Below are 18,331 nucleotides of genomic sequence, written 5' to 3' on the forward strand. Positions count from 1 at the left end.
CTGCCACGTGTACGTGCTTCAGAAACTAGTTGGTGCTGCCGTTGCCGACACCGATCGTGAACACGTTAGTGTGCGGTGTCGGCGCGATGAACGACTTCGCATAGTTGGATTGCGCGGACACCGCCGCGCGCCCGTCGATTCCGGCAACGGGATCGTCGTTTTCCGAGGCCATCGGGTTGAGCGTCTGCATTGCCCGGATCTGCGTGACGGAGCTACCAAAGGTCTTATCCCATTCCGGTGTCGAACTCAGGCAGCCCGTGAGCGCCGCGCATACGCCGACGCACAGCGCGAGGCGGATCGAGTACTGGATCGTGTTCATGTTCTTCTCCGATGAATCCGCCTGGCGGATTCGAATCATTGCGTCGTGCTGATCTGCGTTGCGACCGGTACGGTTTGGGCCAGGGTGGTGTCCGGTGGATCAAGCGTCCCGGAAGCAAGTGCTGGAGCCGGTGGCGACGCGGTCCCCAGTCGCGATCCAGAGTCTGGCGCACCGGGATCCGGCGTCGTGGTCGCGGGACTACCCGACGCCGTGACAGAGGGCCCTGGTAGCGGCGTCACGCTGACCTGCGCGGTATGCACCGGCGCCACACGTGGTTCGTCGAGCGCGAGCGGCTTGCCGCTCGACGAGACCGGGTTCGCCGGGGCCGTCGCATCCGGCCCGGGCGCCTGCGTCGAACCCGGTGTGGCGGGCGGTGCGGTGACAGGGCGTGCAGCGGGCGGGATGTTCACTACGGGGCCCGTCGGGGTTGCGCCGTTCGTAGCTGGAGTAGCCGAAGCGGGTGCTACCGGTGCAGCCGGCTTGCTGCCCTCCATGCTTCCGGTCGCGAGGACTGCGGCTTCGTTGACCTTGCCGAAGCTGTCGGTCGGCATCGGGTAATTCTTCGGCAACGGCTTCGCGAGGCGCGGCGTCACGACGAACACCAGCTCAGTCTTGTCTTCCTGATAGCTCGTGCTGCGGAACAGAGCGCCAAGCACAGGCAGTTCGCCGACGCCAGGCAGTCCCTTGATCGTGCCCGTCACGTTGTTCCTGAGCAGCCCCCCGATTGCAAAGCTTTGTCCGTCAAACACCTGCAACGTGGTCGACGCGCGGCGTGTGGTGATCACCGGCAGGATCGACGTGAAGTTCGCGTTGCCCGCGCTGACCGCCACACCGGTCGGCGAGAGCTCTGACACTTCCGGCGCCACCTTCAGGTTGATGCGACCGCCTTCCATCACGGTTGGCGTGAAGGTGAGACCCACGCCGAACTGCTCTTCCTGAAGGACGACCGTCAGGCCGCTCGTGGTATTGCTTTGCGGAACCGGAATGAAAACCTTGCCACCCGCAAGGAAGCTTGCTTCCTGCCCGCTGATTGCAATCAGGTTCGGTTCGGCGAGAATCTTCACCAGCTGGTCAGTCTTTTGCGCATCGATCTGCACGCTCAGCGGCGAATTGTTCGCTTTCGACCCGGTTATCGCGGCAAGTCCGCCCGACAGGAAATTCGCGAGCAACCCGAAGGACCAGCTGCCGATTCCGCCATTCAGGTTGGTCTGCGCGCCCAGTTGATCGATCAGCGTCTTCGACACTTCAGCGACCTTCACCTCGAGCATCACCTGTTGCGGCGCCGCGACCTGCAGCATGTTGATGATGCGTTCGGACTTTTCGATCACCGCACCTGCTGCTGCGGGCGGCGCCGAGCCGGCGCGGGCGTTGGGCTGCGGGATTGCGATATTCGGACGCTGCACGAACGCACGCGCCAGTTCAACGATGCGTTCCGCCTTCGCTGCGTCGGTGACAACGCCCGTCAGTACGAGCGCGTCGCCCGCTGCCTTGACCTGGATGCCGGTTTCTTCGGGCATCAACGAGGCGAGCGTCGTTTGCAGTCCAGCTGGGTCGGTACCCACAATCACATCGATCACGCTGCACGAACCGCTCTTGCCTTGCACAATCATATTGGTCGTGCCGATATCGGAGCCCAGCAGATAAAGCGTCTGCGGCGAGACGAGCATCGCCTGCACGACCGACGGATTTCCGACCGTACGCTCGCGGACCGGCTCACGCAGATTCACCATCGTCGACTTGCCGAGCGGCACGACCACGGTGCTGTGTTCGCCAACCGGACCGGAACAGTTCGGTCCCTTGCTGTTTTTCGCAGCGGCAGCGGCAGCCTGCGAGTCGTCGCCGCCGCCGATCGTGAGACGGATCGGTCCATTTGCCGCGACCGTCAGCGGTGCGTTCGACGCGAGCGCCTGCGGTTGCGCCTGCACTGCAGGCTGCACGGTGCCGATGGCAGTTGCGGTCTGCCGGGTGCTTTCAGCCTCGGCGGAAGGCAGCACCCAAAGGAACAGTCCGATCGCGCCCAGCATGGTCGTCAGTGCAAAGCGCGACCTACCCGCTCCCCGTTTCGTCGCGCGCCGATGCGGCGCCCGCGCCGGACACCCTGATTTCGCGTTCATGTCCTTCCCCCGTCAGCTGCTGCTATATATGAACAACTTTGTGTTGTAGGTATTGCATGCCGGCGATGCCGGTCAGAAGCATTCCTGTCCTGTCTCAGTGCCGGTGATCACCCGCACGCAGTTAGTCGGCGCGCGTGCGGCGACGCGCCTGATGACACGCGGCGCCTGCGGTTCAGATGCCGGCGCGGCGACAACTACCGGGGTCTGCAACAGTGAAGCGCGTGTTGCACCCGCCGTCGGCAATGCCTGTGGATCGACCTGGTTACGCAACACAAGCGACAGCGTTCCGATGCTGCGCGCAAGGTCGATGGTCTCTGCCTGGCCCGGCGTTACTTCTAGCGTGACGGCATCCACCACCTTCGGCTTCGTCTCGTCACGTCCGACTTCCTGTGCCACAGCCAGCACGAGAATTTTTTCGAGCACGATCTTCGAGATGTTCTGGTCACGCGAAACGCCCGCATCTTTCTGCGTGTTGACGATGATGTCTACGTAATTGCCCGGCAGCGCGAAGCCCGCTACGCCGATCACGTCGTTCACACGAACCGTGATCGCCCGTTTGCCTTCGTTGATCACCGCCGACAGACCACCCAGCGTACCGGCTGGCGACAGCTTCGATTCGAGGATTGGTTCACCTTTCAGCGCGCTTTCCTTAAGCACACGTCCGTCGAGCTTCTGCGGATCGGCGAACGAACCGGGCGGCATCGCGTTCGATGGCCAGTCGACGACCTTCAGCATATCGGGCGTCACGCGCTGTGCCAGATTGATGTCGGACGCCGCCACGACCACATGGGTTGTGGCATTCGACGCCTGTGACACCATCCAGCGCGAGCCGAATACGACAGCGGCCAGACCCGCCGCCGTGGCAATCAGCAACATGAATACAGCGCGCGAGTTCTTCATTTCAGTCTCCTGCTACCGGCCACCGGATGGCGACCTTCTGGGTGAATTGCCTGCTTCAGGCCGTAGCGAGTCGTCGGATCACTTCGCCCGAATGGGCCGGCTTTGCTGTGACGGAATCAGGGCCGCCGGTGTTGGCAAAATAGCTGCTCCAGGCACGCCGCAAGGTTTCGGGTGTGGCCACTGCCGCTTCCTCGCGATAGCTCGCCTGCGCAACGACGAGACTCAACAGATCGCGCGGATAACACGCAAGCAACGGTCGGCGTCCCGGCAGATGCAGATGGTTGATCAGGTAATCAAACGCTTCGACGCCAGACTGCACGCCTAATAACGCGCACTGGTTGTCGTAGAGTTCGCGGTACTCGTCCTGAGCGAGCGGACCGACGAAGAGCTTGCAGCCGAGCCGGCGCAGGAACGCTTCGTCGCCAAGCTGATCGGGTGTGAGATTGCTCGAAAACGCAAGACGCACATCGAAAGGCAGCGTGAAACGCGCTCCGTTTTGCAGTGTGAGCGTTTCGCTTCCACGCCCAAGCGGCACGATCCAGCGGTTGAGCAGATCCTGCGGCGCGACACGCTGACGGCCCAGATCGTCGACGATATAGAGGCCGTTGTTGGCCTTCATATGGCCCGGTGCCTGATAAAAGCCGGTGCCAGCGTCGTAGTGCAATTCGAGCATGTCGAGCGTGAGTTCACCGCCCGCCATCACGACCGGACGGCGGCAACGTTGCCAGCGACGATCCGGCAGCGCGGCGAGAAGACTGCCGTCTTCGGCATCGACGGACTGATGGATCAGCGGATCGAAAATCTGCACGATCGAGCGGTCGATCAGCAATGCGTACGGCACGTCGATATGGCCAGGCAGCAGCTTTGCCAGGCATTCGGCGATGTAGGTCTTGCCACCACCTGCGGGGCCATACAGCAAAATCGGGCGGCCGGAATTCATCGCGCCGCCCACATCGTCGATCATCTCGTCGTTGAGCTTGATGCCCGCAAGCGCCGTGCGTGCGAACGAGCGCGAGATACGTACGAGATTGACCGACTGAAGTCCGATCGCCTCTGTATACGCTTCGAGCGAAACGGGTGCCGGGCCGATGTATGCGCATTTGGCGAGAAAACCAATCGCACGAACACGTCCCTCTTCGGTGAGCTGGAACTGGACATCGAAGTCGGCGGCGCCGCGATGCGTCACTTCGAGCACCCGTTCGCGGATCATGAAACCGGTGACTTCATTGAGCACGGGGATCGGCAGCTTGAGGCGCTCCACCAGCTGCGCGAGGTTGATCTTACCCTCGACGGCGGCGGCCTTTGCGGCCAGTTCGGCCAGAAAGTGCAGGTCGAGCCCGCTCTGTTCGACCGTTTGCGGAGCACGACGCGCGGCGCAAACTCCGGTCGGCGCGGAACCGGCTGCGTCGGCTTCATCACGACGCACAGAGGTGTCACGGAGCGCAATGTCGCTCCAGTCCAGCGCTTTATTCATCGTGCTTCCCCGTATATGGCCTCCATTTCATGAAGGCTCATTCCAGCCAGGTTCTGCCCGCGCGGATGCGTGGGCGTGACCTGCCGGCCAACCTGCGCCTCTCTGCGGAGACGCGGTCCTTTGATCGGTCCAGCTGCATTACTGCAATTCTGTTGCTGCTCCGCTACTGCTTCATCGCTTCGTCGATTCCTGATTCGCGCAGGTCAAGCGCTTGTCAGAAGCACACCTACTGTGCTGATGGCGATGACTACGCCATACGGCAGCCGTCCAGCTGACTGTTCGCGAAAATTCTGGCCATGTCGTGCTGCTTCACGAAATCCGCCTGCCATGACGAACAGCATCGAAAGCGCATTCGTCAGTCCTGCCCTTGCCCGTCTGCGCTGTATCAGCGATACCAATGCCCACACAGCGCCGATCACACATGCGACCAGGGCGATCTGAAAGACACAAGCCGCGCCACAAAACGCGCCGATCGCGGCTGTCAGCTTGACGTCGCCCGCGCCCACCGCACGCAACAGATATCCGGGCAAAAAAAACAGGCCACCGGCGAGACAACCCAGAAGCCATGTCTGAACGCCGCCCAACGCGCCGTGAAGCATCCACTGCACAGGCAGTGCGACAATCAACGCGGCTCCGACCAGCCAGTTCGGAATACGTCGTGTATTCCAGTCCCATACGGCTGCTGTAACAACCAGCGCAACCACGCAAGGTCCAATCGGAAATGGAACGCCATTCATCGGAAACCTCACTGACTCAAGTTGAAGCGGATTCCACTCTGTCTCGCCGATGACCCGCGAGACAGAGCGGGTGACCCGGGTTGGCGCCCTGATCAGTTCACAGCGATACCGTTCAGCTTGGTGCCAATGCGGGTGAAGATGCCGGAGATGTCTGCCCCGACCGCAGTGGCCGCGACGATGATGCCGACTGCAATCAGACCAGCGAGCAGCGCATATTCGATGGCGGCTACACCTTCTTCATCACGCAGAAATTGTTGGATCGTGCTCTTCATGCTAACCCCCGTAAGAGAAAAGTCGACTGCTCGACGGTCCGCATCCATCAAGGGAAGGTGCGGAATTAAAACGCCCGGCATGGGCGAAACTCTGGCCTAACCTCGTCGTTTCGACACTCCAAACAACCGACGTCCGAAGCGAACCTCATTCGTTCGTATTGCTCATCGTGTCATCACGATCAGGCTTTGCCGCTCTTCTGCATCTGCTCGAGGCTTCCTGCCGCTTGCAATGCTGAAGTTCTGTGTCGCGTTCGCAAGGTCTGGTCTCCTCTTTGCGGTCGCGGCGAATCTGTTTCCGGGTCCCATACGCAACGCGTGTGCCATGCACATGCAAAGCCTTATGTATCCTGAGGCCGACGAAAATCTGGCGCGTCGCGAGAGGCGCGCGGAAGCGGCATCGTTGCGAGTCCGTTACATGGTTTTGTGTTCAGGCGAGCGCTGAAAAACGTCGTTCATAGCGCCGTCCGCAGACCTCACGATGCGTGAAGATCATTCGCTGGCGCGGCTTTCCGGCCAGATCACCATGCAAGGACAACGCGTCAAGGAGATTCACTTCGACGCAAGACGTGTATGAAAAAGCTGTCGCAAAGTTGAGACCTTGCAGGGCGTTTGCTCAACGCGTGCATTCAATGACGAAACGTTCGGCTCTCCACGCGCGCTGCTTTCGACGGGGATCAGTCGATCGCTGGAGAATCTCGAAGCACTTTGTGCGCCGGCCCAGGATGCGCATGCAGCCTTGCTCCGCGGCACGCTCACGCGTTCCGTCAATATCGCGCGGCACGCCCTGGCAGACCGGGAGATACGCCCAACTCCAGTTCGAATGTGTCCGATGTAGCAGTGTTGAAACGCAGCCCACGCGGAACTGGAAATTCCGAACAGTCGTTCGCGTATGCGCCGATCAGGGTTCGCCGTGACACCGCACGTCATGCCTCTTCCGCACGTTCAAACTCGGATCAGTTAGTGACGCTAAAAAACGACATCCAACCCGGGAAATCGCACGCCAAAACGCTTGAGGGGCATTTATTTCTATGGCAATTCAAGATTCTTTGTTCTATGTTCACTGTCATGCGCCACACTTAGAGCGCATAAAAAAGCCGATAGAACAGCAGGCCAGCGTATTACGGGGGTATCAAGATGACGTTTAACCGTCCACACAGGCGCACCTGTCGCTGCGCCGTCCAGTTCCAGCGCGTTCATATCTCGCGCCGAATTGTCTGAACAAATATACTCGCGCGCCGCACCAAAACGGGTAGCGCGAACACGTCGATCAAACTGTGACATCGGAATCCGCCGGCTGTAAACCAGCAGTCAGAAGGCGACTTCGATGCGACTCGCGCACAAAACCGGCAGGTTTAACGCGGTGTGCACGGGTCCGGGACCGGGGGCATCATGGATACGATCTGCACGTCAGATTTCGCACCGCGCGTTGCGCTGTGCCTTTTACCTTCAGGCGATGAGCGCGTCGTCCGCTTCCTCGAAGAAGCGGGATGGCAGGTGGCGTTTGCTGCTTCCACAGCCGAAGCCGAACGCATTCTCGATTGCGCCGACATCTCCGTCGGTCTCGTCGAAGTGCCGAAGGACTGCACGCCGCAGCATGTGCGAGCGCTGGAATCCTGTATGGAGCGCACACATACAACATGGATCGCCGCAGTCTGGCCGGGACAGACCGACGACGAATCGTTGCGTCGTTTTATCCTCGACTACTGTTTCGACTTCGTCACGATGCCGTGCATGGACGAACGGTTGACCTTCGCACTCGGCCACGCGCACGGGCTGTCATCGCTGCGAACGCGCGCCGCCGCACCGGAACAGACGCTCGGACAACACGAAATGATCGGTCAGTGCGACGCCATGCTTCAGTTGTATCGCGGCATCGACAAGTGCGCGCACAACGATGCGCCGGTCTTCATTGCAGGCGCGTCGGGCACGGGCAAGGAACTGACCGCACGTGCGATTCACGAGCGCTCGCCGCGCGCCCGAAACGAATACGTCGCAATCAATTGCGCGGCCGTCCCGCCGACGCTCCTTCAATCCGAACTGTTCGGCCATGAACGCGGCGCGTTTACCGGCGCCGCGCAACGCAAGATCGGGCGCATTGAAGCCGCGCACGGCGGCACCCTCTTTCTCGACGAAATCGGCGATATGCCGATCGAATGTCAGGCCGTCCTGCTGCGCTTCCTGCAGGAAGGCACGATCGAGCGTCTTGGCGGAACGGGATCGATCAAGGTCGACGTGCGCGTGATTTCAGCGACGCACGTGAATCTCGAAGCCGCTGTCGAAGCTGGACGGTTTCGCGCGGACCTGTACCATCGTTTATGTGTCTTGAAGCTCGGTGAGCCACCGCTCTGCGAACGTGGCGAAGACGTCAAGCTGCTCGCCAACTACGCGCTCAACATGTTCCGGCGGGACAACTCGCGCAAGCTCCGCGGCTTCACCTCGGACGCGATCACGGCAATCTGCAACTACACGTGGCCGGGCAATGTGCGTGAACTGTTCAACTGCGTGCGCCGCGCGGTCGTGATGGCCGAGGGACGCTTCATCACGGCGGCGGATCTGGGTTTGCCGGTCGATCCGGAAGGTTCGCCGCGCACGCTCTCTGAGATTCGCGCCGAAGCGGAGCGCACGGCTGTCCAGCACGCGCTGCGCAGGCATGGCTATAACCTGTCCGGCGCGGCCGAAGAACTGGGCATTTCGCGCGCCACGCTATACCGGCTGATGAACGCTGTCGGCCTGCGTCCCGAGCCCGGGCAGATGCGCATGCTGCGAGTGTCGAACGCGATGGACAAGGCTGCGGCCAACGGCGATCGTGCTCGCGTTGCGGCCACGCAGGAGGCGTGAGCGCGCGAAAATCTGCGATTCTGCGCGGTCACGCAACGGCCTGCGCGCTGCCCATATCGGCGCGCAGCCTTTTTGCGGCTTCCCGCAGCGCGGACGCGACACCGGGGTCGAACGTCCAGTGACCCGCTGCATCGACGATCGAAAGATTCGCGCGAGGCCACGCGTCGGCCAGCGCTTTTGCCTGATCGACAGGACAGACCATGTCAAAGCGGCCATGCACGATATGACACGGCAAGTGCGCAAAGCGCGGCACCGCAGGTAGCAGCGCGGGCGGCGGAAGTTCGTCCGCCATAAAGTGACGTTCGAGCAAGGCCATCGCGATCGCGGCGCGCGAAGATTCGTCTTCCGTGCGCTCTTCGCTCTCCTGCCCCTGACCTTCGTGATTCACACGCGACAACGTCGATTCATAGTCGCGCCACGCGCGCGCAAGCACGGTACTTGTCGCGTCGAAACGCGAAAGCGGCTCGCCGCTGAAGTCGAGCACCGCGCGCGCACTGGATGGCCGCTGGCCAGCGGCCTTTTCGATCGCATCGAGAAACGTTGCGTGCACATCGGGATACACGCGTCGGACGTCCCAGAGAAACCAGTTCGTATCTTCGCTGCGCGCGAGATAGACACCGCGTAGCAGGAATCCGCGGCACCGCGATGGGTGCGCGGCCGCGTATGCAAGCGCGAGCGTTGTACCCCACGAGCCACCGAACACAGCCCATTGTTCGATGCCGAGGTGCTCGCGTAACGCCTCGATATCGCCGACAAGATCCTCAAGTCCGTTGTTTCGCAATTCACCGAACGGGGTCGACTTCCCACACCCGCGTTGGTCGAAGAGAACAATGCGCCATTGCTGCGCGTCGAGCAGATCGGCCCATTGCGGATTCATCGCGCCGCCGGGGCCGCCGTGCAGGATGACTATCGCAGGCGCCCGCGGGTTGCCCTGGCTGCGCCAGTAAATCGAATGTCCTGCGCCGACGTCGAGCATGCCGTCTTCAAAGCGTTCTTCTGTTTCCATTTTGACGCGGTTCCAGTGTTGAAGAGTGTTATCGGTTGCAGGTTAGTCCATTTCGCGCGCAACCACCTTCTGCCAGGCGCGAGTCTCGCCGGTCGACCAGCAGGCTCACGCTGCTGTAATAATGACGATGATGCGCATCGCGTAGAAGCCGTGTGCCATACACTGACTGTCAAACCGGCCCTCGCCTGGTAAAATTCAGTGCTCGCGGCAAGCGTGCTGGCGGTTTCCGTGTCACGAACCAAAAACAGAATATTTTGCCCTCTGGAGCACTTATGGCTGGTGTCGGTCTATTTCTCACTGCTGCGGGCGTCGGTCTCGCGGTTGCAGCGCCCGTCGGTCCGATGGGCATGTTGTGCATCCGTCGTACGTTGACTGAAGGTCCTCGCGCGGGGCTCGCGATTGGCTTTGGCATTGCCAGCGGCGACGCGCTATACGGTCTCGTCGCCGCACTGGGCATGGTCAGCATCTCGCAGTTCATGCTCGCGTACGACCGGCCGCTGCATCTGGTTGCGGGGCTTTTCCTGCTCTACATCGGCGTACGCACGTTCATGCAGAAGCCGGTTTCGGATATCGCAAACCCGGGCGAAGGCGCATCGGCCGGCGCGGCGCGCGCTTACGCAAGTTCGCTGCTGCTTACGCTCACGAACCCACAGACGATCATCATGTTCGCCGCTCTATTCGCGACGCTTGCGCCACGCGGGCCGTTTTCGACGAGCATTGCCTTGACCACTGTTTCCGGCGTGTTCTGCGGGTCGATTGCATGGTGGTGTTTTCTGGTCGCCGTGATATCGGGCGCGCGCCACGCGCTTGGCGCGAAGATGCGTCATTTGATCGATCGTGTCGCGGGTCTCACACTCGCCGCTTTCGGGGTGGCCGAAATCCGTCGCGCGGCTTAATCCAGATCGAAATCAGGGCAGCGCCGCCTGAACGAAACCTGCTCGACGTTCGGGCCTTTCGTGATGACGGCCATGCTCTCCGGGATTTCTTCCCATGCGCCCGGCAGATCGACTAGCGGCTCCGAGAGCACAAGAAATGCATCGTCGCCGGCGGCCTTGATGCGCGCGTCCTCGGGATACAACTCACGCAGATGACGGAACGACGTGCTGTGAAAGAGCGAGCGCGACTGACGCTCGCTCGAATAGCGCACCGCCACGATCTGCTCGCCATCCGTCGCGCACACGGTCATATTCAGCGGATGCTCGACGCCGTGCCGACGCCCTGCTTCCTCGACAACCGCCGCCATCCGCTCCAGCGCTGGAACGGGGGCGAGTTCCAGGCCGAACGTGAGTGCCAGAAAGAACATCACTTCCGAATCGGTCGACCCTTCCACCGAGGCAAACAGATCGGGGGCGATCGCCATCATCAGATCACGCCTGACGCTCGGGTAATTGCGGATCAGGCCGTTATGCATGAAAAGCCAGCGTCCATAGCGGAACGGGTGGCAATTGGTTTCCTGAGCGGGTGTATCGGTTGCCGCGCGGATGTGGGCGACAAAAAGCGGTGCTTTCACGGCACGCGCCGCCTCGCGCAGATTGCGGTCGCTCCACGCTGGATGCACGCATCGATAGCGAAACGGAATGTCGGTGGGATCGCCGTACCAGCCGACGCCAAAGCCGTCGCCATTGGTCGTCGTGTGCCCCATGCGTGAGTGCAGGCTCTGATCAATCAGTGAATGCTCGGCGCGGAACAGTACCGCTTCGAGCTGGACAGGATTACCGGTATAAGCAAGCCAGCGGCACATGGTCGTCTCCAGTAAGGCCGCGCGCCAGCACGCTTAGGGCATCTGCAATGCCAATGCCTAAGGCGCCATGCGCAGCTGGGCAATAGGCGTCAGAAATTCGCCAAGCCCCGTCAATATGATCTGCACGCCAATGCACAGCAGCAGAAAGGAAGAAACACGCATCGCGACCTTCGTGCCGTCGATGCCGAGATAGCGGGCAAACAGCGTCGCGCGGCTATACGTGAGGTAGATCGCGATGCCGATCAGCACGGTGATCGCAATCGATGCCACCGCGGAGAGCACAAAGTCGGTGAGCTTGTGTGTGCGGTTTGCCGTCAGCGCGATCGCTGTAGCGAGCGAACCCGGGCCGGTGGTGAGTGGCATCGTCAGTGGGAAGAACGCCTTCGACATCGCGTTGTCACCATCCACATTTCGCGCCGCCGAAGCACCTGGACGCACGTCGGGCGCATTGAGCATCTGCCAGCCGCTAACGGCGACCGCCAGCCCACCGCCGATGCGCAAAGCCTGTATCGAGATGCCGAAGAAATGAAGTACCGGCGTACCCACAAAAAACGCGACCAGCAGCACGATGCATGCGTTGATGGCGACTTTCTTGGCCAGCACAGCGCGCTCTTCGTTAGTGAGCGATTCCGTGCGGTCCAGAAACACAAAGGCAACGCCGATCGGATTGATGATGCTGATCAATCCGGTAAAGCCAAACAGGATGTCCGAGATCAGGCTTTCTACCATGTGTGCGATCCGCATCGAACGACTGGCTCACCGGCCGCGCCGGGCCTGCACTGAGCAGCGTGTTGTTATATGACCGAACGGTATCGATGTACCGACGCCTCTGCAACCGATGATACTGGAGCCCGAGCCAGAATGGTCGGTGGCTGCAATGCAGCATGCAGGGTACTCCGGCTCGCCCGCTTCTTACAACTGGCCTTCATTATTTTTGAACGCCTTTACGGAGGGTTGTACCAGGCATAAAGTCCTTGCGACAACACGCCCGCAAACAGAATCCACCAGACGTAACTACCGCCTTGAGGAGCTGTCCTATGCTGTTTCGCCTGCTGGCCGCCCTGCCGTTCATCGGTATCCTGCTTGGTATTCCCTTTGTCAACCGTGTCGAACCGCTCGTGCTGGGCATGCCGCTCGTGCTCGCGTGGATCGTGTTCTGGGTCGTCATGGGCGCAATGATCATGGGGATTATTTACCGCTTCGATCCGAACAACCGGCAAGTCGCTGATGAAACCGCGGAGGTGCACTCATGAGCAGCGCACTGATCCTGATCGCACTTGTCACGCTTTTTGCGCTGTATCTTGGTGTGCGCGCGCGACGCGGGCACGACATGAACCTCGAGCAGTGGACCGTGGGCGGCCGCAGCTTCGGCACCGCGTTCGTGTTTCTGCTGATGGCAGGCGAGATCTACACGACGTTCACGTTCCTTGGCGGCAGCGGCTTCGCCTATGGCAAAGGCGCGCCCGTCTATTACATCCTCGCTTACGGCACGCTCGCATACATTCTTTCGTACTGGTTGCTGCCGCCCGTCTGGCGCTATGCGAAGTCGCAGCGCCTGGTTTCGCAATCGCACTTCTTTGCGCGCAAATACGACAGCCCTGCGCTCGGCGTCCTTGTAGCACTCGTCGGCGTCGCGGCGCTGATTCCGTATCTGGTGCTCCAGCTAAAGGGCCTTGGCATCATCGTTGCAACCGCGTCGTACGGCGCGATTTCTTCGACAGCGGCGATCTGGATTGGCGCGATAGTCGTTACCGCTTACGTGATGGTGTCGGGCGTACGCGGGTCGGCGTGGAACTCGGTCGTGAAAGACGTGCTGATTCTCGCGATCGTGCTGTTCCTGGGCATCTACCTGCCGATCCATCATTACGGCGGCCTGAGCGAGATGTTCCGCACAATCGACGCCGCACGTCCCGGCTTCCTGACTTTCCCGGCCAAAGGCTCAAGCGTGACGTGGTTCCAGTCGACCGTTCTGCTTACAGCGCTCGGCTTCTTCATGTGGCCGCATACGTTCGGCTCGATCTTCACCGCGCGCGACGAACGGATCTTCCGGCGAAACGCGATGGTCCTGCCGCTCTACCAGCTGATTCTGCTGTTCGTGTTCTTTGTCGGCTTCGCGGCGGTATTGAAGGTGCCGGGTCTCAAAGGCGGCGATATCGATCTGTCGCTGTTCCGTCTGTCGATCCTGACCTTCGATCCGTGGTTTGTCGGCGTGATCGGCGCGGCCGGCGTGCTCACTGCACTGGTGCCGGGCTCGATGATACTCACCAGTGCATCGACGCTGCTCGCCAACGACGTGTATCGCGGCGCGCTGCAACGTAATGCGTCGGATGCGACGGTCGGCAAGCTCGCGCGCCTGCTGGTGCCCGTCGTGGCACTGGTCGCGGTGGGCTTTACGTTGCATGGCGGCGATACGATTGTTGCGCTGCTTCTGATGGGCTACAGCTTCGTGACGCAGTTGTTCCCGGCGCTGCTGTGCAGTCTCGCCACGCGTAACCGCGCGACGAAACAGGGTGCGTTCTGCGGGATTCTTGCCGGCGTGCTCGTGGTTGCAGTCACAACCATCATGCACCTGACGGTTGCCCAGTTGTTCCCATTCCTGCCGGACAGCCTGAAAGACGTGAATATCGGCTTTCTTGCGCTCGCGGTGAACGTGATCGTGTTCGCGATCGTGAGCGCCGTGACGCAACCACAAACGTCGGCTGAACCATCGCACGCGCGGCAGCATTAGAGCTTTTGAATGGCTTGCATTGCAGCGGCTTCCTGTTTTGCGTTCCAGTTGCGTCTAACTGGAATCAGTTCAGGAAAGCCGCGGCGGTCCTAAAATGCCTCCGCGCGGCTAAGGAAACCGTCGCTCCGCTTTCGCGTAAAGCGACGAATTGCTGAACGCGTCCGCGTCCAGAACACGCCCGACCAGAATCAGCGCAGTCCGCTCGATCTGCGTGCCCTCCACCTTCCCACAGATATCCGCGAGCGTCCCGACAACACGCTCCTCATCCGGCCAGCTCGCGCGATAAATCACCGCGACCGGACAATCCTCGCCGTAGTGCGGCGCCAGTTCATCGACGATACTCGCCAGATGTCGCACGCCAAGATGAATCGCCATCGTCGCGCGATGCTGCGCGAGATCGCCTAGCGCCTCGCCTTCGGGCATGCTCGTTTTGCGCGCGTAGCGCGTCAGGATCAGCGTCTGCGAGACATCCGGCAATGTGAGTTCAACGCCAAGCGTCGCAGCGCAGGCCGCGGTGGCCGTTACGCCCGGGACAATTTCATAGGGAATGTTCAGCGCGCGCAACCGGCGGATCTGTTCGCCGATTGCGCCGTACAGTGAAGGATCACCCGAATGCACGCGTGCAACGTCCTGCCCCTTTGCGTGTGCTTCTTCGAGTAGCGCGATGATCTCGTCGAGATTCAGGTCCGCCGTATTCACGACCCGTTCAGCAACGTTGCCCGCCAGCACCGCCTCAGGAACCAGCGAACCCGCGTAAAGAATCACGGGGCATCGATGCACGAGCTTTTGTCCCTTCACGGTGATCAGTTCAGGATCGCCCGGCCCCGCGCCAATAAAAAATACGGTCATCTACTACTCCATCATTCGATTTGCGCGAGAGGCACTGTGACGCCTTTCACGAGGACAACGCTTCCAGCGCGGCCAGCAGTTCAGCGGGCGTGTCGAATTCGCGATCGACATCGGCCAGCGCCGGACGACGCAGCATGACCACCGGCAACCCAAGCCGGCGCGCCACGACAAGCTTCGCCTCCGTCGCCTTACCGCCGCTATTTTTGCTGACGACCACATCGATCCGATGCTCGCTAAAAAGCGCGCTTTCGCCCTCGACGCTAAATGGCCCACGTGCATCCATCACACGCGAACGGACGGTGCCGGGTTGTGTTTCGAGGCATCGTACGATCCAGAACTGATGCGCCGGTATTTCGTCGAGATGCGCGAGCGGCTCGCGCCCTAGCGTAAACAGCGGCCGCGAGAATGGCGCGAGCGCCGCGACAATGCCCGCCCAGTCATCGACCATGCGCCAGTCGTCGCCGGCCTGCGGTTGCCACGGCGCGCGACGCACCGCCCAGCACGGGACACCCGTCGCGCGGCTCGCCGACGCCGCGTTCGCACTGATCTGCGCTGCGTACGGGTGCGTCGCATCCACGAGCAGCCCGATCCCTTCCTCGCGCAGGTAGCGCGCGAGACCTTCCGCGCCGCCAAACCCGCCTACGCGCACGGCGCACGCAAGATCAACCGGTACCTTGCCGAGACCGGCGAGGCTATAGACATCCCGCAGGCCGAGCTCTCGCGCAATCTGCATCGCATCGCCGGTGCCACCCAGAAGCAGGATGCGCGTCATTGTGCGACGCCCACGATATTGCCCTGACGATCGATCGCGAACATCTCGACTTTCACCTCAGCCGGCACGATGTCACGCGCGACCCCTAGCGCGCGAGCGCAGACGATATCGCCAAGCGCCACGCCTCGATCGCGTGCAATCGCCATCGCCTGCTGGCTCGTATTCGACGCACGGATCGCCTCCTGCAAAGCGGCGTCGGCGCCATGTTCCGCGGCCCAGCTTGCGAGCTGTTCAAGATCGATACTGGAATTGCGGCTGTGCAGATCGAGATGTCCGGCAGCAAGTTTGCTAAGCTTGCCGAACCCGCCGCACACGCTCAATCGCTCGACAGGCGCGCGACGTAAATGCTTTAGCACCGCGCCAACGAAATCACCCATTTCGATGAGCGCGATATCCGGCAGGCCATAGTGCGCACGCATTGCGTCTTCACTGGTGTTACCGGTGCACGCGGCGATATGCCGGTAGCCATTTGCGCGTGCGACATCGATGCCTTGATGGATCGACGCGATATACGCCGAGCACGAAAACGGCCGGACAATCCCTGTGGTCCCAAGAATCGACAGACCGCCGACGATGCCGAGCCGGGGGTTCATCGTTTTCAGCGCAAGCGCTTCGCCGCCTTCGACGCCAATCGTGACGTCGAAGCCACCCGCATAGTCGTGCTCGACCGCGAGTTCGGTGAGGTGCTGCGTCATCATCTGGCGCGGCACGGGATTGATCGCCGGTTCGCCGACCGCCAGCGTAAGGCCAGCGCGCGTCACCGTACCCACGCCCGGCCCCGCGAAAAAACGCACGCCTGGTTGCGCGCGCAACTGAACGCGCGCGAACACCACCGCGCCGTGCGTTACGTCGGGATCGTCGCCGGCATCCTTGATCGTGCCTGCTTCCGCGCCGCCGTCGTCTGTCAGGCGGCAGAACACGAGCGGCATCGGCACGTGCTGGCCCTTCGGCAACACGATATCCGCGACATCGGATGCCACGCCCACGAGCAGCAGACGCGCAGCGGCAAGCGAGGTCGCCGTCGCACAACTCCCGGTCGTGTAGCCGCTACGCAGGGGCGCGGGCTGTTCGGGCGTTTCGTCGCGCATTATGGTTTGCCGGTTTCGAGCAGCGTGATCGGCAACGCCTGGCGCCAGGTGTCGAAGCCGCCAAGCGGCTGGGCCTGCGCGACACTAATGCGCGTCAATGTGCCGCCGTGCTGTTCGCGCCATGCGACCAGCGCGGCCTCGCTCTGCACCGTCACCGCATTGGCGACGAGCCGCCCGCCGCTACGCAGTTGCGCCCAGCAGGTGTCGAGTACGCCAGGCACCGTGACGCCGCCGCCGATAAAAATCGCGTCAGGCGCAGTCAGGCCATCAAGCGCATCCGGCGCCTTGCCCGCGACGATCTGCAAGCCCGGCACGCCAAGGGCGTCGCGATTGTGTTCGATGAAACGCTGCCGTTCGGGTTGCGCCTCGATGGCGATGGCCCGGCAGGATGGGTGCGCGCGCATCCATTCGATCCCAATCGAGCCGCAACCCGCGCCCACATCCCAGAGCAGTTCGCCCGGCTTTGGCGCGAGGCGTGCGAGCGTGATCGCACGGATATCGCGCTTCGTCAACTGCCCGTCGTGCAGCCAGGCTTCGTCTGGCAAGCCGCTCGTGAGCGGCAGCGGTTGCGCTTCCTGCGAAACGCGACATTCGATGGCGACAAGATTCAGCGCAGCCACTTCGCTCGCAGTCCATGCGTCGGCGCGTGCATCGATCCGCCGTTCCGACGCGCCCCCCAGGTGCTCCAGCACGATCATCCGGCTCGGACCAAAACCGCGTGCGGTCAACAGTGCGGCGATGGCGGCGGGCGTGCGGCCGTCGCTGCTCAGGACGAACAGCCGCGTATCACGATGCAGATGCGCGTTAAGCGTCGCGAGCGGCCGGCCGACAAGCGAGACCATCGCGAGATCCTGCAGCGGCCAGCCAAGCCGCGCCGCCGCCAGCGACAACGACGAAGGCGCCGGCAGCACGCGCATTTCGTCGGCGGATACCTGACGGGCGAGCGTTGCGCCGACGCCGAACAGCATGGGGTCCCCGCTCGCGAGCACGCAGATGGATGCATTCGGGCCGCGATGCGCGAGCACCGGCGCCAGGTCGAACGGACGCGGCCACGGCTCGCGTCGCGCGCGCAGCCGCGGCGGCAGCATCGCGAGGTGACGCTCACCGCCGTACACCACTGACGCGTCCAGCAGCGCACGCCGCGCCGGCCGTCCCAGACCGGCAAAACCGTCGTCACCCATTCCCACTACGGTCAGCCACGCCCGCATGCGACCATCCCCATTCTTGAGTCCCGATATGACTGCTGCGGCGCACCAGGCAAGGCCGCAGCGTACTTGTGCTGTGCGAAAAAAGGCATAATACAGCCTCGCCGGTGCCCTTCGGGGCCGAAGAGGGAACACAGATCGTCTGTGGCTGCCCCCGCAACTGCATGCAGCGAGTCCGCGCCTCACCTGTGCCACTGGTTCGACCGGGAAGGCCGGCGCGGACCACGACCTGCCAGCCAGGAGACCTGCCGGTGAGACTTGTTCGTGCCAGCCAACGTCGGGCGGGGT

General features: G+C 62.0%; 17 protein-coding genes and 1 riboswitch. Of the genes, 4 read left to right on the forward strand and 13 right to left on the reverse strand.

The features are described from left to right. Window positions 1-25: 25 nt before the first annotated feature. The 6 genes from P3T16_RS21890 to P3T16_RS21915 all read right to left on the reverse strand — a co-directional run bounded on the left by P3T16_RS21890 (window position 26) and on the right by P3T16_RS21915 (window position 5,816). Entirely contained in the window at window positions 26-319 is a 294-nt protein-coding gene (locus tag P3T16_RS21890; RefSeq protein ID WP_429257438.1) for a hypothetical protein, read from the reverse strand. Between the two features lie 35 nt (window positions 320-354). Then, entirely contained in the window at window positions 355-2,433 is a 2,079-nt protein-coding gene (locus P3T16_RS21895) for a pilus assembly protein N-terminal domain-containing protein (RefSeq protein ID WP_429343829.1), read from the reverse strand. A 72-nt stretch (window positions 2,434-2,505) separates the two neighbouring features. Further along, the gene (cpaB, locus tag P3T16_RS21900) at window positions 2,506-3,333 is read right to left on the reverse strand and encodes a Flp pilus assembly protein CpaB (RefSeq protein WP_429257436.1); all 828 of its coding nucleotides are present in this window, start codon (window positions 3,331-3,333) and stop codon (window positions 2,506-2,508) included. A 55-nt stretch (window positions 3,334-3,388) separates the two neighbouring features. Continuing rightward, window positions 3,389-4,807 (reverse strand): ATP-binding protein, encoded by a 1,419-nt coding sequence (locus P3T16_RS21905; RefSeq protein ID WP_429343830.1) that lies wholly within the window; start codon window positions 4,805-4,807, stop codon window positions 3,389-3,391. Window positions 4,808-5,010: 203 nt separating this feature from the next. After that, window positions 5,011-5,544: an A24 family peptidase gene (locus tag P3T16_RS21910; protein WP_429257434.1), complete on the reverse strand. Its 534-nt coding sequence runs from the start codon at window positions 5,542-5,544 to the stop codon at window positions 5,011-5,013. Window positions 5,545-5,636: 92 nt separating this feature from the next. Beyond that, on the reverse strand, window positions 5,637-5,816 hold the full coding sequence (locus P3T16_RS21915; RefSeq protein ID WP_429343831.1) for a Flp family type IVb pilin: 180 nt from the start codon (window positions 5,814-5,816) through the stop codon (window positions 5,637-5,639). 1,389 nt (window positions 5,817-7,205) lie between these two features. On the opposite strand from P3T16_RS21915, the gene P3T16_RS21920 reads away from it, so the two are divergent. Further along, window positions 7,206-8,654, forward strand: coding sequence for a sigma 54-interacting transcriptional regulator (locus tag P3T16_RS21920; RefSeq protein ID WP_429343832.1), 1,449 nt, complete (start codon window positions 7,206-7,208; stop codon window positions 8,652-8,654). Between the two features lie 28 nt (window positions 8,655-8,682). On the opposite strand, the gene pip is transcribed toward P3T16_RS21920, so the two are convergent. Next, window positions 8,683-9,660, reverse strand: a complete 978-nt coding sequence (gene pip, locus P3T16_RS21925; RefSeq protein WP_429343833.1) for a prolyl aminopeptidase — start codon at window positions 9,658-9,660, stop codon at window positions 8,683-8,685. 272 nt (window positions 9,661-9,932) lie between these two features. Here pip and P3T16_RS21930 point away from each other — a divergent pair, with 272 nt between their 5' ends. Next, window positions 9,933-10,556 (forward strand): LysE family translocator, encoded by a 624-nt coding sequence (locus P3T16_RS21930; protein ID WP_429343834.1) that lies wholly within the window; start codon window positions 9,933-9,935, stop codon window positions 10,554-10,556. On the opposite strand, the gene P3T16_RS21935 is transcribed toward P3T16_RS21930, so the two are convergent. After that, window positions 10,553-11,401: a class II glutamine amidotransferase gene (locus P3T16_RS21935; RefSeq protein ID WP_429343835.1), complete on the reverse strand. Its 849-nt coding sequence runs from the start codon at window positions 11,399-11,401 to the stop codon at window positions 10,553-10,555. The genes P3T16_RS21930 and P3T16_RS21935 overlap by 4 nt on opposite strands. Before the next feature lie 57 nt (window positions 11,402-11,458). After that, a complete protein-coding gene (locus tag P3T16_RS21940; protein ID WP_429257428.1) occupies window positions 11,459-12,130 on the reverse strand; it encodes a MarC family protein in 672 nt (223 codons plus the stop codon). A 308-nt stretch (window positions 12,131-12,438) separates the two neighbouring features. Between P3T16_RS21940 and P3T16_RS21945 the strand changes: the two genes are divergently transcribed. Together P3T16_RS21945 and P3T16_RS21950 are read left to right on the forward strand one after the other, a co-directional pair. Then, window positions 12,439-12,654, forward strand: coding sequence for a DUF3311 domain-containing protein (locus tag P3T16_RS21945; RefSeq protein ID WP_429343836.1), 216 nt, complete (start codon window positions 12,439-12,441; stop codon window positions 12,652-12,654). Next, window positions 12,651-14,129 carry a sodium:solute symporter family protein gene (locus P3T16_RS21950; protein WP_429343837.1) on the forward strand — a complete coding sequence of 493 codons (1,479 nt, stop codon included), beginning with the start codon at window positions 12,651-12,653 and terminating at the stop codon, window positions 14,127-14,129. The genes P3T16_RS21945 and P3T16_RS21950 overlap by 4 nt, the downstream gene beginning before the upstream one ends. 108 nt (window positions 14,130-14,237) lie before the next feature. Here P3T16_RS21950 and cobM read toward each other — a convergent pair whose 3' ends face one another. The 4 genes from cobM to cbiE are packed head-to-tail and all read right to left on the reverse strand — an operon-like array spanning window position 14,238 to window position 18,046. Beyond that, complete coding sequence (gene cobM, locus P3T16_RS21955; protein ID WP_429343838.1) at window positions 14,238-14,978, reverse strand: precorrin-4 C(11)-methyltransferase; 741 nt, start codon at window positions 14,976-14,978, stop codon at window positions 14,238-14,240. Window positions 14,979-15,024: 46 nt separating this feature from the next. Next, the gene (locus P3T16_RS21960; protein ID WP_429343839.1) at window positions 15,025-15,750 is read right to left on the reverse strand and encodes a cobalt-precorrin-6A reductase; all 726 of its coding nucleotides are present in this window, start codon (window positions 15,748-15,750) and stop codon (window positions 15,025-15,027) included. Continuing rightward, on the reverse strand, window positions 15,747-16,838 hold the full coding sequence (locus P3T16_RS21965; RefSeq protein WP_429343840.1) for a cobalt-precorrin-5B (C(1))-methyltransferase: 1,092 nt from the start codon (window positions 16,836-16,838) through the stop codon (window positions 15,747-15,749). Before P3T16_RS21965 ends, P3T16_RS21960 begins: the two co-directional genes overlap by 4 nt. Beyond that, the gene (gene cbiE / locus P3T16_RS21970) at window positions 16,838-18,046 is read right to left on the reverse strand and encodes a precorrin-6y C5,15-methyltransferase (decarboxylating) subunit CbiE (RefSeq protein WP_429343841.1); all 1,209 of its coding nucleotides are present in this window, start codon (window positions 18,044-18,046) and stop codon (window positions 16,838-16,840) included. The genes P3T16_RS21965 and cbiE overlap by 1 nt, the downstream gene beginning before the upstream one ends. An 85-nt stretch (window positions 18,047-18,131) precedes the next feature. After that, a riboswitch (cobalamin riboswitch) is annotated at window positions 18,132-18,310 on the forward strand. Window positions 18,311-18,331 lie beyond the last annotated feature (21 nt).

The sequence above is a fragment of the Paraburkholderia sp. GAS42 genome (assembly GCF_050436565.1).
GTDB lineage: Bacteria > Pseudomonadota > Gammaproteobacteria > Burkholderiales > Burkholderiaceae > Paraburkholderia.